Source organism: Paenibacillus sp. MER 180 (assembly GCF_023713665.1).
GTDB classification, from domain to species: Bacteria; Bacillota; Bacilli; order Paenibacillales; family Paenibacillaceae; genus Paenibacillus_B; species Paenibacillus_B suaedae.
Map to the genome: position 1 here is coordinate 53,013 of NZ_JAMAVT010000008.1, position 18,723 is coordinate 71,735.

General features: G+C 56.1%; 1 protein-coding gene (cut by a window edge). It reads right to left on the reverse strand.

Annotated features, from left to right (window positions below; genetic code table 11):
- Positions 1-18,723, reverse strand: the 3' end of a protein-coding gene (locus M3661_RS14810) for a non-ribosomal peptide synthetase (RefSeq protein WP_251486340.1). Its footprint extends 23,103 nt past the window's final position; only the last 18,723 of its 41,826 coding nucleotides appear in the window; its start codon lies beyond the right edge, outside the window; the stop codon is at positions 1-3.

Here is an 18,723-nt window from a genome sequence, read left to right on the forward strand (position 1 = left end):
TTACTTGTAAGCTTTGGATTTTTCCAAAATCGCTTTTACGAGCGATGCGTTTGCTGGAGCATAGTCTCTTTCCAGCATCTGCTCGTGTTTGCCGTTTCCTGAATAGAAGTGCAACTGTCCAGTTGTTAACTCGCTCCAGGACGTCCATCCGCGTTCTACTTCGCCTATTGCTTCCGACGATTGGATCAGATAGATGTCTGCCCGAACTTCTCCTGTCGTTTCCCTATTATCGACCCAATTTTTGTAAGCTATAATGTTTTGTCTAACTTCTTCTTCGTCTAGTCCTGGAACATAACGAAGAAATAGAGAAATTTCTTCTTGCAGCGTCTGCAGGTACTCTTCTTGCAGCATGTTCAAGGAATGCGAATCTCTTGGGTAGGCATCAAGCATAATGATGCCGGCTACTTCGCGATTTTGTTGTTCCAGCTGCTTGGCCACTTCAAACGCCAGGTTGCCTCCTGCAGAGTAGCCCAACAAATAGAGCGGACCCTGAGGCTGCAGCTTGTGAACGCTTTGTGCAAAGTATGAGGCTACATCTTCGCAGCTAATAAAATCATAGGCATATATAGCAGCCGTATCTCGCAGCAATGTCGCCAGCATCATGAATACTTGACCAAAACCGACGATAGGCGGGAAACAATGCAAGATTATGCCGTTTGCATTGTTTTCGTTCCAGACGGACACTCCTTCCGTTGGCTGCTTCGCTAGATCTTCTGAGCTGCTTCCGCTTTGAAGGTGATCAGCGAGTTCCATAATCGTCGGGTAAGCGAAGGCGGCACTGAACGATATGTCCACGTCCAATCTACCACGAGCTTCACCAATCATTCGAATCAGCTTCAAAGAATGTCCGCCTATATCGAAGAAGTTATCGTGAATGCCAATCCTCTCTAGGCTGAAAATCTCCTTCCAAATGTCGGCAAGCGCTTGTTCTAACGCATTTCTTGGTGCTGTATAATTCGCTTGAAGAGGCTCATTGAGCTGTATATGAGCTAAGCGTCTGCGATCGACTTTGCCATTGGCTGTGAGCGGCAGCATATCCAGTTGCACGAAGCGCGTCGGAATCATATAGGCTGGGAGCTGCTTGGATAAGGCTCTCCGCAGTTCTCCGGCCACAAGCTCGGTATCCGCTACGACATATGCGAATAGAAGCTTCTCCTTCGCTTCATTTTCGCGAGCGATGACCGCCGCTTCCTTCACTTCCTTCACTTTCGTCAGAGCTGCTTCCACTTCGCCCAGCTCAATACGGAAGCCGTTTATTTTCACTTGGTCGTCTCCACGACCCAAATACTCCAAGTTTCCGTTAGACTGCATTTTTGCTAAATCTCCTGTGCGGTACATCCGCTTTCCAGGGGCGAATGGATGGTCTACGAACTTCTCTGCCGTCAAGTCGGAGCGGTTGAGGTACCCTCTCGCGACTCCATCTCCAGCAATATAGATTTCTCCTGGTACCCCTATCGGAACTTGCTTGCAATCAGAATTGAGCAAATAGATGCTGACATTCGCAGTCGGTACGCCAATGGGAACCGACCCGCTCGTATCGGTTGCCGGATCGTATCGATAAATCATACAGCCGACTACCGTTTCTGTCGGGCCGTATTCATTGAATATCTCGATTTCTCCGCCAAATTGATCATGGATGCTTCTCGCCAGATCCGTGGCAAGATTGTCTCCACCGACAATCAGCTTGCGGATGTTCGATCCGGGCGTGACCTTCAATTCCTTGATCAAACGTAAATGAGCAGGCGTCAGCTTGATAATGTTGACTTGATTATCGGTTACAATCCGCTCAATTAACAGCGCTTTGTCTTCCCCGCTATAAATCCGAATCAGACTGCCTGTAAGCAAAGGCGTAAATACGGATGTCACCGTCAAGTCGAAGGAAATGGAAGAGTACAGCGGGAAATCCAGCCTTTCCCCAGCAGCATATACGTTTTTCGCCCACCATAAATAATTCGTTAGGCCCTGATGAGTAATCATTGCTCCCTTCGGATTTCCTGTCGTTCCCGATGTATAAATCACATAAGCAAGGTCGTTGGCGCTTGATACCGGCTCGAGATTCCATTCTTCTTCGCTGTAGACAGCCTGATCGTTCAGATCGATAAGCATTCCTTCAAACTGTACGCGAGCCAGTAAATGATGCTGTGTGAGAAGCACCTGCGAACCGGAGTCCTCCAACATGTAACGAATGCGTTGATCCGGGTACTCCGGATCAATCGGCACGTAAGCTCCTCCGGCTTTTAGCACACCTAGTATGCCGACGATCATTTCCACCGACCGATCCGCCAAAATGCCGACCAATTGATCTGCTCGTACGCCAGCTGCCCGCAATGTCCTTGCCAAGCGATTGGAACGGGCATTCAGCTCGCTGTATGTCACTTGCTCCTCTTCATGAACGATGGCTACCGCCTCTGGCGTTTTTTCCGCCTGCCGCTCGAACAATTGGTACACCGTTGCTTCCCGAGGATATTCCGAAGCTGTCGCATTTCCTGCCGCAAGCTGTGCGCGCTCTTCCGCAGTTAGGATCTCTAACGACGCAATCTGTGCCTGCGGATTTGCCGTAACCGCATGAATCAACTGCTCGAAGTGTTTCGCCATCCGCTCAATGGTCTCTCGTTTGAACAAGGAAGAAGCGTACTCGATGCTGCACGAAATTCCGTTCTCCATCTCTGCCAGTTGGAAGGTGAGGTCAAACTTCGCTACGGAATGTTCGATTGTATAAGGCTGGATGTGCAAACCTTGGATTTGCAAATCTCTTTGCTCCACATTTTGTAGAACGAACATCGTATCGAAAATTGGGTTGCGGCTTCTATCCCTTTTGATCTGCACCTTCTCGACCAATTCTTCAAATGGATAGCCTTGGTGCTCGTAGGCATCAAGCATCGTTTCTTTTACTTCTTCTACATACGATAAAAATGTTTTGTTGCCTGCCGGATAGCTGCGTATCGCTAACGTGCCTACAAACATCCCCACCAGTGACTCCAAGTCGCTATGTGATCTGCCTGCAATCGGCGTGCCGACAACAATATCCTCCTGCCCTGAATATTTATGCAGTAAGGTTGTATATACCGCCAGCAGTACCATATACAGAGACGCTCCGGTTTCTGCCGCTATTCGTTTCAAGCTCCGGCTCAACGGAGTCCCAAGCATAAATGACATCGCTTCTCCCTGGAAGCTTTGCACCACAGGCCGGACATAATCGGTTGGCAGTTCCAGAACAGGAATAGGCCCGCTGAACCTGTTCAACCAATAGGTCTCCTCCTGCTGCTTGCGCCTTTTTTGCGTCTCGGACTGCTGCCATGCCGCGTAGTCTTTGTACTGAATACGCAGAGGCGGAAGTTCTTCCCCTTCATACAAGCGAGCAAATTCATCTACCAAAATGCCTATCGATACGCCATCGGAAATGATGTGATGCATGTCGAGCACGAACAAATACCGTTCAGACGTAAGCTCTATCAGCCCGACGCGTAAGATCGGCGGCTGCTCCAGATGAAAGGCGCGAATAAATGTCCGAACGGCTTCCGCGGCTTCCGATTCGCTTGCTTGCACATATTCCGGAGTGAAGCCAACCTCATGATGCACACATTGTACGGGCTCGCCTTCTTCCATATGAAAGCTTGTGCGCAGCGTCTCGTGACGGGCAATAAGCTTGCGAAGCGCGGATTCAAACCGCTGCCGGTCAAGCGCCCCATTGAGTTCCAGCACTATAGGCAAATTGTAGCTCAGTCCCGTTTCTTCGAGCTGGTGCAAGATATACAGCCGCTTTTGCGCGGAAGACACTGCATAATACGTCTTCTCTTCGACAGGTTCGATAGCAGTGAACATCTGCTGCTTTCTATCCGCAATGGCTTCGGCCAGCAGCTCGATGGTGGAGAAACGGAATACGTCCCGCAACGGTACGTTCACTTGCAGTTCCTTGTGCAGACGGCTCACCATGGCCGTAGCGCGCAAAGAGTGACCGCCGATTTCAAAGAAGTTGTCGCGTACACCTACACGGTCAAGACCAAGTATTTCTTGCCAAATGTGCACGAGCTGCGCTTCGACACGAGTTCGGGGCGCTGCATATTCAGTCGCGGCTAGAAGGTTTTCTTCCGGCGCCGGCAGCGCTTTTCGATCGATTTTGCCATTTGCCGTCAGCGGTATTCTATCGATCTGCACGAAGTGGGCAGGAATCATATAATTTGGCAATCGCTGAGCTAAGTGTTCTCTCAGTTCGCCTGCAGCCAGTTTCCGATCGGCTACAACATACGCACAAAGCTGATCTTGTCCGCCCGCATCCTCCCGTGCGACTACGACCACTTCTTGTACCGACGACACCTTCAACAGCTGATCTTCCACCTCACCGAGCTCAATCCGGTAACCGCGAATCTTCACCTGATCGTCGATACGCTCCAAGTACTCAATGTTCCCATCTGACAACCACTTGGCCAAATCGCCTGTCCGGTACATCCGCGTACCTGGTTCGAATGGGTTGCTCACAAACTTCTCCGCCGTCAGCTCTGGAAGATTCAAGTACCCCCTCGCCAACCCTACGCCCGCAATGCATAATTCCCCGGCTACGCCAATCGGTTGTAACTGATCGTTCTCATCCACGATATAGATCCGATGGTTCAGAATTGGACGACCGATAGGTACCAACTTCCCGGTTAAAGTACCAGTAGATGCTGGCCATATCGTCGCTGCAATCGAGTCTTCTGTCGGACCGTAAGCATTAAAGTACATCACGCTGTCTTGCCACTGCTTGACAAGTTGAACCGAACTAGCGGAGCCCGCCGTGATCAATTTCTTAAAACTTGGCAGATCATCTGGTTGTAAGTAGGCTGCATACGTTGGCGGCAAAGTTGCTGTCGTAATTTGATGGTCGTTCATATAGCTCTTAAATAATTGATGATCCAAAATCGTCGATTTGGTAGGAATATGCAGCGTTCCACCCAAAAATAACGCCTGAATGATCTCCCAGCACGACGCATCAAAAGACAAACTCGCGAATTGGATTACATGGTCCTGTTCTCCGAGTTGTAGCGTGTTTGCAAACATCTGTTTCAAATTACACAAACCGCGATGCTCAACCATAACCCCTTTCGGTTTGCCCGTCGTTCCCGACGTGTAGATCACGTAGGCCAGATGATCCGCTGTCGCGCCCGATTCCACATTCGAACCGTCTTCCATGTACAGTTGTTCGTCATCCAGCATCAAACACTGGCCGGCAAAAGTCACACGCTCTACCAAATGACTTTGTGTCAGCAGCAGCTTCGCACCCGAATCCTTTAGCATATAGTCAATCCGTTCCGCTGGATATTCCGGGTCAATCGGCACATACGCCCCACCGGCTTTCAAGATCCCGAAAATACCCACAATCATCTCCACCGAACGCTCAACCAGGAAGCCTACCAGTTGATCCGGCTCTACGCCCTCCGCTTGCAGCGTTCTTGCCAGATGATTTGCTCTTTCATTCAATTCACGGTATGTTAATTGGCTGCCCTCGTATACAACAGCCACTTGATTCGGTGTCCGCTCCACCTGTTCCTCAAATAACTGGTGAATCGTCTTGTCTCTCGGAGAGTCTGCCGTCGTATCGTTGAATATCTCCACAATCTGCGCCTTCTCTTCTTTGCTCACGATCTCGATCCATGACAGTTTCGTCTGCGGTTCATTCACGATGACATCGATCACCTGTTTGAAATGCCCCGCCATCCGCTCGATCGTTTCTTTCTTGTACAGGGAGGTGGCATACTCGATGCCGCATACAATCCCTTCCGATTCCTCCGCCGCACTGAATGTCAGGTCAAACTTGGCCAAGTTATACTCGAACGGATAGGAACTAAATCTCAAGCCTTCCAGGCTCAGTTCTCTTCGCTCTATGTTTTGCAGTACAAACATCGTGTCAAAGATCGGATTACGACTTACATCTCTTGGCACATCCAGCTTGCTCACCAAATCTTCAAACGGATAATCCTGGTTTTCATAGGCGCTTAACGTATTTTCTTTGACTTCCTGCAGATACTCTCGGAACGTCTTCTCCCCCACTGGGGCGTTGCGGATCGCCAGTGTATTCACAAACATCCCCAGAATCGGCTCCAGTTCCGTATGCGACCTGCCTGCAATTGGCGTTCCCACGACAATATCTGCCTGTCCGCTGTACTTGGACAGCAAGGTCGTATATACCGCCAGCAATACCATATACAACGTCGTTCCCGTTTGCGAGGCCAGTTGTCTTAATCCTTCGCTTCTTCGCTCGTCGATCACGAAGTCAAGTCGATTTCCTTGAAAGCTTCTGACTGGCGGCCGGGCATCGTCTATTGGCAGATCGAGCACCGGGATTTCTCCCGCAAACACACCCAGCCAGTACGCTTCCTGCTTGCTCATCCGCTCACTTTGAGCTTCCGTTTGCTGCCATGCTGCATAATCCTTGTACTGAATGCGTAGCGGCGGCAGCTCCGCTCCCTCATACAACTGAACAAGCTCCTGAGTGAGGATGCTCATGGAAGCTCCGTCAGAGATGATATGATGCATATCCAAGAGCAACAGATGGCGATCCGGTTTCAGTTCGAGAAGTCCCACCCGCAAAAGTGGCGCCTGGCGAAGATCAAACGGCCGCACGAACTCTTGAATATGCGCCTTCTCTTCCCCTTCTTGTACCCATGCATACGCTATGGCAAATTCCACGTCCCGGTGCACACGCTGTACTGGTTCACCATCGACCAGCTCAAAGGCTGTACGCAGCGTCTCATGACGTGCAATGAGACTGCGGAATGCCTCTTCCAAGCGATTGCGATTCAATGCTCCTTCAAGTATTAGAACGCCCGGCATGTTGTAGCTCCGCTCTGCCCCGTCGATCTGCTGCAAAATGTACATCCGTTTCTGCGACGACGACACCGGGTAATAGTCTCTTGCTTCGATGAGCGGAATGGCTGCGTACTCCTTCTGCTCCAACACGGAGATCGCCTGCGCCATCTCTTCGACTGTCGGACAACGGAACACGTCTCTTAACGGAACCTCCGCCTTCAGCGTCTGATGAATGCGCGATACAAGCGTCATTGCCCGGAGCGAATGGCCCCCGATGTCAAAGAAGTTGTCGCGGATGCCGACACGTTCCAGCCCCAGCACCTCTTGCCATAGCTGCGCCAGCTTCGCTTCTGTCTCTGTGCGCGGCGCTGCATACTCCCTGCCCGTTTGCAGCGCACCATCTGGCGCTGGCAGCGCCTTGCGGTTCAGCTTCCCGTTTGGCGTGAGCGGCATCTTCTCCAAGCGAATGAAGTGCGAAGGGATCATATAAGGCGGAAGGCCTGCCGCCAACTTGCTCCGCATCGCCTGCGCCGTGAGCTCACCGCTGCCCGTTACATAGGCGCACAATTCCTGCGTCTCCCCGGCGACAACGGTCACGACCGCTTCCTTAACGCCGTCAATTCGCAGCAAATGCGCTTCGATCTCGCCCGGTTCGATCCGGTAGCCGCGGATTTTCACCTGATGGTCGATCCGTCCCAGATGCTCCAATCTGCCATCCGGCAGCCAGCGAGCCAAATCGCCCGTCCGGTATATCCGCTCCCCGGGGAGGTACGGATGAGCGACAAACTTCTCCTTGGTCAGCTCTTCGCGCGCCCAGTATCCGCGAGCGACTCCGGCGCCTCCAAGACATAGCTCGCCTACGGCTCCGATCGGCTGCAGCTGCAGCGCTTCGTTCAGCACATACGCCTGCGTGTTCGCCAGCGGACGGCCGATGCTGACTTTTTCCCCTTCGCTATCCTCCAGTTGTTCAAACGTAGACCACACCGTCGTTTCCGTTGGGCCGTACATATTGTACAGCGACGCATTCGTTTGCGCCCGAAGCTGCTTTAGCAGCGCCGCAGGCAGCGGCTCGCCGCCGATCAACAAGGCTGGTATACGGCGCAGCTGCGCTGCGCTGTGCTCCTGCTCCAGCATCATCGACAGCCTCGAAGGCGTCGTCTGCATCAGCTGTACCGGATGCTCCGCCAGCAAATCGCCCAGCAGCGCAGGGTCCTGAAGCTCCGCTTCGCTGGCGAGAACGATCTGCATCCCGCAGCTAAGCGGTACCCAACTCTCGGTCACGAAGATGTCGAAGGACACCGTTGTGATCGAGAGGATCGACGCAGACGGCGCAAACGGCAGCGAGCGCACCATTCCCGCGATAAAGTTCACGACGTTCCGGTGCTCCACCACCACGCCTTTCGGCTTGCCGGTGGTACCCGACGTGTAGATCACATACGCGCTGTTCATCGGCGTTGTCGGTACATCCGTTGATCTCGTGGAGGCTGGCGAATAGGCTTCCAGTTCTTCCGCGGAGGCGAACCTCACCATAGCGGAGCAATTCTTCTGCCCTTCGGCATCCTTAGCGGCCAAGCGTTCCTTCTGCTGTTCGGCATCCGTGGCTGTCAAGTGCTCCTTCTTCCCTTTGACATCCGTAGCGGCTATTTCCGTAACGGCGGAGCATTCCTCGTCCAAGCACAGGACATGCCGCAGCGGTGTTTCTCCCCAGCCTGCCAACGTTTCCATCTGCGTCCCTTCGCTCAGCAGAATTTGGATACCAGCATCTTGAATCATTCCCTCGATGCGCGCTGCTGGCAGTGTCGGATCCAACGGCACATAAGCTGCACCGGCTTTCAGCACGCCCAGCAGACCAGCGATCAGTTGCGGCGAACGGCTGAGCAGAACGCCGATACGGTCTTCGCTTCTCACCCCATGCGCACGCAGCCAGCCGGCGATGCGGTTGGCTCGCGCCTCCAGCTCGCCGTACGTCCATACCGCTTCTCCGCTTACGAGCGCCGGCTGCTCCGGCGTTCGTGCAGCCTGCTGTTCGAACAGCCCATGCACCGTCGCTTCCGCAGGCAGCTCTACCGCCGTATCGTTGAATGTCACCAGCAGCTCTTCCCGCTCTTCGGCCGTCAGCAGTTCCAGCTTCTCTACCGCCACGTTCGGCATGGACACGATCTGCTCTACCATCCGCATCCAGTGACCCCGCAAGCGCTCCATCATGTCTTTCTCGTACACCTGTCCGTTGTAGTCGAAATGAATGTGCAGCTCTTCTCCCGGCTGAATCATCACATTCAGGTCGTAATTCGTTTGTTCCTCTGCCTGAACTCCCGTAATTTCCAGTCCACTTGCATCCGCTGACGCTTCCGCCTGCGCGGTTTGCATCGGGTAGTTCTCGAACACAAGAATATGGTCGAACAGTTCTCTCGTTCCGGCACACTGCGCTTGGATCTCGTGCAGCGGATAGTAGGCGTAACCTTGCGATGCCAGCGCCTGCGCCTGCATACGGCGCAGCAGGTTCGCAACCGTCTCCTGTCCCTCGCACGTTACCCGGACAGGCAGCGTATTGATGAACAGTCCGATCATCCCTTCTACGCCGGGCAAGTCTGCCGGTCTGCCCGACACGACGCCGCCAAATACCGCATCCCGGCTGCCGCTGTAGGCGTGCAGCACCAGTCCCCATGCCGTTTGCAGCAGCGTGCTCACCGTTACGCCGTGCGCAGTGGCCGCCAGTGCGATGGCTTTGCTCTGCTCCCGAGGGACGCTCCAGCTTACGCGTTTCGCTTCATAACCTTGCGCCGCTTTATAGCCCTGCGCCTGACGCTGCCGCTTCGGCAGCGCAGACAGCGCTTCGCTACCATTCAACTGCTCCTTCCAGTAGCTTCTTGCCGAATTCGCATCCTGTTCGGACAGCCAGCGGATATAGTCGCGGTACGCGCGGACGCTGCGTAACGGCGCCTCTTCTCCGACGCGCAAGGCGTTGTAGATCCCCAGCACTTCTTCCATCACCAGTGGCAAACACCAGCCATCCATCAACAGATGATGGAAGCTCCATAACACTTCGTGGGTTTGCTCTCCTGTGCGGAGCACCGATACACGCATCAGGCTCTCCGACGCTACCGCAAAGCCTTGCTTCCGGTCGTCCGACTTCCACTGCGCTATGCAGGCTGCCTGCTCGCCCGCGTCGTACATCGACAGATCGCGATAGGCGATTGTAAACGGCCGCTTCCGGTACACAACTTGCAGCGGCTCACTTCGCCACTCACTGTCGATGCTCGTTCGCAGCACCGCATGCCGCTGCACGACGGTTTGCCAGCTTTGTTCAAACGCTGCCGGCTGCAGCTCGCCTTGCAGGGTTAGATGGATCTGGTTCACGTAGGCGCCGGCTTGCGGATCCAGGCGGCTGTGGAACAGCATCCCTTGCTGCATTGGCGTCAGCGCGTACACATCTTCGATCTCACCTAACGCTGCGCTCCGATGCATGAGCGCATCCAGCTCTTCTTGCGTAAAGCCTGGCTGCAGCAAATCGCTTGGCGTCAGTTCCGTTCTCTCCTGCACGACACAATGGGCGATCAGCTCTTGCAAGCTGATCTGCAACTCGTGCGCGAAGCGCTCCATCGTCGCTTGGCGGTACTGCTCCGCGCTGTAGCTGATATGCAGACGAAGCGCTCCTTCCGCGATCATGCCGTTGCATTCCAGTGCCGCCGCACGCTGCCTTCTTCCGCTTATTGCCTCGCCCGTAGAAAGCGGCGAGATTTGCAGCGAACTGTGCTCCAAATCCTGATCGAACTGTCCCAAATAGTTGAATGAAATGTCAGGATCGCACGCCCACTTTGCCTCATCCGACGCGGACATATATCGCAGGAGGCCGTAGCCGATCCCTTTTTGCGGAATCGCCCGCAGCGTTTCCTTCACGCGCTTGATCCGCTGCGGCAGGCTCATCTCCGGCTCGATCTCCAGCACCACCGGGTACGCGCTCGTAAACCAGCCGACCGTCCGGCTTACATCCACATCCGCCGCGATCGGTTCTCGGCCGTGTCCTTCCAGCAGGACCGCCACGCGTTCGAGTCCGCTCCACGCTTGAACCGCCATCGCCAGTGCGGTCAGCAACAGATCGTTGACCTCCGTCCCATAGGCCCGGTGTGCTTCTTTCAACAATTGCTGCGTCTGTACCTGCGACCACTCCACCGTCAGCGTCTGGCTGGCTGCCAGCGTGGACGCCCCTTGCTCATCATCTTTGGGCAGAGGCACTACGCCCTTCTCTATAATCGATTGCCAGTAACCGCGCTGCGCCTCCATCGCCGGACTTGCCGCATAGGCGCCAAGCTGCCGCGACCACGTTTGAAACGAGTCCGTTTTCAGCGGCAGCCGAATATCCTGTCCTTGCGCCGCTTGTTCGTAAGCTGACGCGATATCCTCAAAAAGGATGCGCCAGGAGACTCCGTCCACGACCCAATGATGAATCACGATCAGCAAATGATCCCCGTCCGGGCACTGGAACAAGCCCAGTTTCAGGAGTGGACCGGCGGCCAGCGAGAAGCTGGCCTGCAGCTTGCCGGCCTCCGTCTCGACCCGCTTGCTCCAATCCTCTTCGCCACGGAAGTCAAATACGTCCAGACTGTAGCCTTCGCCGTCTTCCCCGCTGCGGTTCCAAGCAGCGTAGCCGTCTTCCGTCTGCGTGACAATCATCCGCAGCGCGTCGTGATGCCTAGCGATGCGCTGCATCGTCAGGCACAGTGCATCGATGTCGAACCGTTCTTCCCGGTGCAGCATAACCGCGTGGTTAAAATGATGCAGATCCACAGGATCATGCTGCACAAACCAGCGCTGGATTGGCGTAAGCGGCACTGGACCATGTACCTCTTCTTGCTCCGCACGGCGAGTGACCGCCGTCATCTGGGAGCTAAGCTCGGAGACGACCGGATAGCGGAACAGGTCTTTCATCTCGACCTTATACCCGGCTTGCAATAGCCGAGAAGCGACTTGAATCGCCTTGATCGAATCGCCGCCAAGCTCGAAGAAATGATCCATGATGCCAATCTTCTCTACGCCCAGCACCGACTGCCAGACGGACACGAGTGCTTTTTCCTCGCCCGTGCGCGGGGCGACGTATTCCGTCCCCGCACTCATGCCTGCTTCCGGCGCTGGCAGCGCTTTGTGTTCCACTTTGCCGCTGGAGGTCAGCGGCATCCGGTCGAGCTGCATAAAGTACAACGGAATCATGTATTCCGGCAGTTCGCGGGCAAGCGCCTTCCTCAGCTCTCCGACCGTCAGCACGCGCTCCGCCACAATGTACGCGCACAACTGCTTTTGCCCGGCAGCATCCTCGCGTGCGACCACGACCGCCTCTTCCACCGCAGCTATCCTCAGGAGCTGCGCTTCGATTTCTCCAAGCTCAATACGGTAACCGCGGATTTTCACCTGATCGTCGATCCGGCCCAAATAATCCACAGTGCCATCAGGCAGCCAGCGGGCCAAATCGCCTGTTCGGTACATCCGACGACCCGGCTCGAACGGATTTTCGACGAACCTTTCCGCTGTCAGCTCCGTACGGTTCAAGTAGCCCCTTGCCACTCCGTCGCCCGAGATGTACAGCTCCCCGGCGACGCCGATCGGCTGCAATCCGCCGCGCGCGTCTAATATATAGACCGCCGTATTATGAATCGGCTTGCCTACAGCCACTTTTACGTTTGCATAACATGATCCTGTGAGGACCTCGATTGTCGTTTCCGTAGGTCCGTAGTGATTGTACAGGCTATAGCCGAGCTGCAAAACTTCCTCTTTTAGCCGATCGTCCAGCTTTTCTCCTCCGGCGATGACATGTTGCAGTCCCGGTAGTTTGGTTTGACCCACGAGCAGTTCCCGAATGTAAGACGGCGTGAAATTGATCGTATTGATCTTGTTCTCGTCGATGTAGTCCAGCAGCTTAGGCGGATTCAGCAGCGTCTCTTTCTGGATTACGTGCAATGTTTTTCCGGCCAACAGGCTGCCAAATAATTGTTCAACGCTGGGATCGAATGTATACGATGTCGTTAACATCACGTTATCGCTCAGCTCATAGCGGGAAATAAACCAGGAAATGACGTTAACGGCATTCCGGTGCTCCACCATAACCCCTTTCGGCTTGCCTGTCGAGCCGGACGTATAGATGACGTAGGCCAAATCGCTTGAACTGGAGACATTCCCCAGATTCGTGCCATCTTCAAGGTAAGCGGCGGGATCGTCCAGCCTGATCAGCGCTTTTGCAAATAGGCTGGCGTACTCCTGGAAGTGTGTCTGTAGAAGCATCGGAGATGCGCCTGAATCCTCCAGCAGATAGCGGATGCGCTCGGCCGGATACGCTGGATCGATCGGCACATAAGCGCCTCCAGCCTTCAAAACAGCCAAAATGCCGACGACCATCTCCAGCGATGGCTCCGCCATAATGCCGACCAACCGGTCGGCTTCCACACCCGCGGCCCGAAGCGTTCGCGCCAGCCGGTTGGCCCGCTCATTCAGCTCGGAGTACGTCAGATGATGATCTTCAAATACCACAGCCACCGTGTCTGGTGTTTTCGCCACTTGTTTTTCGAATAGCGTATGCAACGTCGCTTGCGCCGGAAGCTCCACCGCCGTATCGTTGAATGTCACCAGCAGCTCTTCACGCTCGTCAGCCGTCAATACCTCGATGCTTCCCATCATCGCTTGCGGATGACGAACCGCTTGACGCAGCAGCTCGGTGAAGTGACCCGCCCAGCGCTCGATTGTCGTCCGTTCGAACAGTTTGGACGCATATTCCAGGGAGCATCGCATCCCCTGCTCATGCTCGGTAACCGACAGCGTCAAGTCGAACTTCGCTGCTCCGCTCTCGATCGGATACGGCGTCCATTGCAGACCTGCCAGCTCCAAATCGGCCTGCTCGGTGTTTTGCAGCACCAGCATGGCATCGAACAACGGATTGCGGCTCATATCCCGCTGCTTCACAACCTGCTCCACCAGTTCCTCGAACGGGTAGTCTCCATGCTCCAATGCGCCTAGCGCCGTCTGCTTCACTTCCTCCAAGTAGGTCGAGAACGGCTTTTCTCCAGACGGGTTCATCCGCAGCGCGAGCGTGTTGACGAACATGCCCATCATCCCTTGCAGATCCGCGTGGGAACGTCCAGCAATCGACGTACCGACGATCAGTTCTTCTTGACCGCTTAACCGCCCGAGCAGGGCGCTGTACGCGGCCAGCAGCACCATGTATACGGTCGCACCGCTTTCCCGCGACAGTTCTCTGACCGCTTCGGCCAGCACGTTGTCCAGCTCGAAGTCTACCCGATCCCCCTCGAAGCTGCGCACCGCCGGTCGCGGAGCATCCGTCGGCAAGCTCAGCACCGGCAACTCGCCTGCAAACTGGCTCAGCCAGTAGCTTTCCATCTTCCGGTAGGCCGCACTTTGCCGGTAGCCTTGCTGCCAGAGGGCATAATCTTTGTACTGCAAACGCAGCGGTTCTAGTTCTTCTCCCGCATACAGCTTTGTCAATTCCTGTACCAAGATGCTTATCGAGGTGCCGTCGGACACGATATGATGCATATCGAACAGCAGCACGTGATCCGCTTCGTCCAGCCGCACCACCGTCGTCCGCAGCAGCGGCGCAACGCCAAGGTCAAACGGACGGAGGAAGCTGCGAATGTATGTCTGCACATCGGCTCCTCTCGCCTTCTTGTACGCGACGGTGAAGCCAGGAGCCTCTACGATGCGCTGCATCGGCTCTCCGTCTACCGCCGCAAACGCCGTGCGCAGCGATTCATGGCGGGCAATGAGCGCCTGGAGGGCGGCTTCCAGCCGCTGGCGATCCAGCGTTCCCGTCAGGCGCAGTGCAGCGGGCATGTTGTAGCTCAGTTCAGCGCCTTCTAGCTGCTGCAGCACATACAGCCGTTTTTGCGCGGACGACAGTGGATATGCGGCCTGCAGCGGAGCGGGCACAAGTGCTTCAAATGTGCGGCCCTCCGCCGCCTCCAGTGTAGACGCCAAGCTTTCAATCGTTGGCGAGAGGAACAATTGCCGCAGCGGCACCTCCGCCTCTAGCGTCTGATGAATGCGCGATACAAGCGTCATCGCCCGGAGCGAATGACCGCCAATGTCAAAGAAGTTATCGCGGATGCCGACGCGATCCAACCCCAGCACCTCTTGCCATAGCTGCGCCAGCTTCGCTTCCGTCGTCGTGCGCGGCGCTACATACTCCGTTCCCGTGCTCAGCGCCCCTTCCGGCGCTGGCAGTGCCTTGCGATCCAGCTTCCCGTTTGGCGTGATCGGCATCTTCTCCAGGCGAATGAAGTGCGAGGGGATCATATAAGGCGGAAGGTCCGTCGACAACTTGCTCCGCATCGCCTGCGCCGTTAGCTCGCTGCTGCCTGTTACATAGGCGCACAATTCCTGTACGTCCCTCTCCGTTTCCCCGACGGCAACAGTCACGACCGCTTCCTTGACGCCGTCGATTCGCAGCAAATGCGCTTCGATCTCGCCCGGTTCGATCCGGTAACCGCGGATCTTCACCTGATGGTCGATCCGGCCCAGATGCTCCAGTCGGCCATCCGGCAGCCAGCGGGCCAAATCGCCCGTCCGGTACATCCGCTCTCCGGGGAGAAACGGATGGTCAACGAACTTCTCCCTGGTCAGCTCTTCGCGTGCCCAGTATCCGCGGGCGACCCCGGCTCCTCCGAGACACAACTCGCCTACGGCTCCGATCGGCTGCAACTGCAGCGCTTCGTTAAGCACGTACGCCTGTGTGTTCGCCAGCGGACGTCCGATGCTGACTTTTTCCCCTTCACTATCCTCCAGATGCTCAAACGTAGACCACACCGTCGTTTCCGTCGGGCCGTACATATTATACAGCGACGCATTTGTTTGCGCCCGAAGCTGCTTCAGCAGCGCCGCAGGCAGCGGCTCGCCGCCGATCAACAGAGCTGGTATACGGCGCAGCTGCGTGGCGCTGTGCTCCTGCTCCAGCATCATCGACAGCCTCGAAGGCGTCGTTTGCATCAGCTGTACCGGATGCTCCGCCAGCAAATCGCCCAGCAGCGCAGGATCCTGAAGCTCCGCTTCGCTGGCGAGAACGATCTGCATCCCGCAGCTGAGCGGTACCCAGCTCTCGGTCACGAAGATGTCGAAGGACACCGTGGTGACCGAGAGGATCGACGCAGACGGCGCAAACGGCAGCGAGCGCACCATTCCCGCGATAAAGTTCACGACGTTCCGGTGCTCCACCACCACGCCTTTTGGCTTGCCGGTGGTGCCCGACGTGTAGATCACATACGCGCTGTTCATCGGGGTTGTCTGTACATCCGTTGATCCCATGGATGCCGGAGAATAAGTTTCCAGTTCTTCCGCGGAAGCGAACCTCACCATGGCGGAGCAATTCTTCTGCCCTTCGGCATCCATGCATTCCTTCTTCCCTTCGGCATCCGTAGCGGCCATGCGTTCCTTCTTCCCTTCGACATCCGTAGCGGTCATGCGTTCCTTCTTCCCTTCGACATCCGTAGCGGTCATGCGTTCCTTCTTCTCTTTGACATCCGAAGCGGCCAAGCGTTCCTTCTTTTCTTCGACATCCGCAGCGGCTATTTCCGTAACGGCGGAGCGTTCCTCATCCAAGCACAAGACATGCTGTAGCGACGTTTCTTCCCAGTCTGCCGCCGTTTCTGTCTGCGTCCCTTCGCTCAGCAGAATTTGGATGCCGGCATCCTGGATCATTCCCTCGATGCGCGCTGCTGGCAGCGCTGGGTCTAGCGGCACATAGGCCGCGCCGGCTTTCAGCACGCCCAACAGAGCGGTGATCAGTTGAGGTGAACGGCCGAGCAGCACGCCGACGCGGTCTTCGCTTCTCACCCCGTGGGCACGCAGCCAGCCGGCGATGCGGTTGGCTCGCGCCTCCAGCTCGCCGTACGTCCATACCGCCTCTCCGCTTACGAGCGCCGGCTGCTCCGGCGTCCGTGCAGCCTGCTGTTCGAACAGCCCATGCACCGTCGCTTCCTCAGGCAGCGCTACCGCCGTATCGTTGAATGTCACCAACAGCTCTTCCCGCTCTTCAGCCGTCAGCAGTTCCAGCTTCTCTACCTCCACGTTCGGGGTGGACAAGATCTGCTCTACCATCCGCATCCAGTGACCTTGCAAGCGCTCCATCGTCCCTTGCTCGTACACCTGTCCGTTGTAATCGAAATGAATGTGCAGCTCTTCTCCCGGCTGAATCATCACATTCAGGTCATAATTCGTTTGTTCGTCCGCTTGAACCCCCGTAATTTCCAGTCCGCTTGCATCCGCTGACGCTTCCGCCTGCGCGGTTTGCATCGGATAGTTCTCGAACACAAGAATATGGTCGAACAGTTCTCTCGTTCCGGCGCACTGCGCCTGGATCTCGTGCAGCGGATAGTAGGCGTACCCTTGCGATGCCAGCGCCTGCGCCTGCATACGGCGCAGCATGTGAGCAACCGTCTCCTGTCCCTCGCACGTTACCCGAACAGGCAGCGTATTGATGAACAGTCCGATCATTCCTTCCACGCCAGGCAGGTCTGCCGGTCTGCCCGATACGACGCCGCCAAATACCGCATCCCGTCCGCCACTGTAGGCGTGCAGCACCAGTCCCCATGCCGTTTGCAGCAGCGTGCTCACCGTTACGCCGTGCGCAGTGGCCGCCAGTGCGATGGCTTTGCTCTGCTCCCGAGGGACGATCCAGCTCACGCGTTTCGCTTCATAGCCTTGCGCCTGACGCTGCCGCTTCGGCAGCGCAGACAGCGCTTCGGTACCCCCAAACTGCTCCTTCCAGTAGCTTCGTGCCGAATTCCCGTCCTGTTCGAACAGCCAGCGGATATAGTCGCGGTACGGGCGGACGCTGCGTAACGGCGCCTCTTCTCCGGTGCGCAAGGCGTTGTAAATCCCCAACACTTCTTCCATGACCAGCGGCAAGCACCAACCGTCCATCAACAGGTGATGGAAGCTCCATAACACCTCGTGGGTTTGCTCTCCTGTGCGGAGCACCGCCACACGCATCAGGCTCTCCGACGCTACCGCAAAGCCTTGCTTCCGGTCGTCCGACTTCCACTGCGCTATGCAGGCTGCCTGCTCGCCCGCGTCGTGCATCGACAGATCGCGATAGGCGATTGTAAACGGCCGCTTCCGGTACACGACTTGCAGCGGCTCACTTCGCCACTCACTGTCGATGCTCGTTCGCAGCACCGCATGCCGCTGCACGACGGCTTGCCAGCTTTGTTCAAACACTGTCGGCTGCAGCTCGCCTTGCAGGGTCAGATGGATCTGATTCACGTAGGCGCCGGCTTGCGGATCCAGGCGGCTGTGGAACAGCATTCCTTGCTGCATCGGCGTCAGCGCGTACACATCTTCGATCTCACCTAACGCTGCGCTCCGCTGCATGAGCGCATCCAGCTCTTCTTGCGTAAAGCCAGGCTGCAGCAAATCGCTTGGCGTCAATTCCGTTCTCTCCTGCGCGACACAATGGGCGAGCAGTTCTCGCAAGCTGATCTGCAACTCGTGCGCGAACCGTTCCATCGTCGCTTGGCGGTACTGCTCCGCGCTGTAGCTGATGTGCAGACGAAGCGCTCCTTCGGCGATCATGCCGTTGCATTCCAGTGCCGACGCACGCTGTCTTCGGCCACTTATCGCCTCGCCTGTAGAAAGCGGCGAGATTCGCAGCGCGCTGTGCTCCAAATCCTGATCAAACTGTCCCAAATAGTTGAACGAAATGTCAGGATCGCACGCCCACTTCGCCTCTTCCGACGCGGACATGTAGCGCAGAAGACCGTAGCCGAGCCCTTTTTGCGGAATCGCCCGCAGCGTTTCCTTCACGCGCTTGATCCGCTGCGGCAGGCTCATCTCCGGCTCGATCTCCAACACCACCGGATACGCGCTCGTAAACCAGCCGACCGTCCGGCTTACATCCACATCCGCCGCGATCGGTTCTCGGCCGTGTCCTTCCAGCAAGACTGC